Here is a 284-nt window from a genome sequence, read left to right as displayed (position 1 = left end):
CCAGATCAAACCCTTGTATTAGTAAATGGTAAACGTCGTCATAACCAATCAATTTTTGGCCTTAACGGTACAGTAGGCGCAGGCGCTGCGGGTACTGATATGAATGCCATTCCGCTAACAGCACTTAAAGGCGTTGAAGTATTACGCGACGGCGCTGCAGCGCAGTATGGCTCTGATGCTATTGCAGGTGTTATTAACTTATCTCTTAATAACTCAACCGGTATTACAACGGGTTTTGTACAATACGGCGGCACAAGTGAAGGTGACGGCGACACTATTTCAGC

1 protein-coding gene is annotated in these 284 nt (G+C 46.1%); it reads left to right on the top strand.

Translation table 11 applies throughout. The features are described from left to right. The coding region (locus AAEY83_RS14140; protein ID WP_351059804.1) for a TonB-dependent receptor plug domain-containing protein at positions 1–284 on the top strand (284 nt) is incomplete at both ends.

This window comes from Psychrobacter sp. TB20-MNA-CIBAN-0197, assembly GCF_040309765.1.
Classification (GTDB): Bacteria; Pseudomonadota; Gammaproteobacteria; order Pseudomonadales; family Moraxellaceae; genus Psychrobacter; species Psychrobacter submarinus.
The sequence above is the reverse complement of the archived record's forward strand: the minus strand, read 5'-3'. Positions and strand labels throughout refer to the sequence as shown.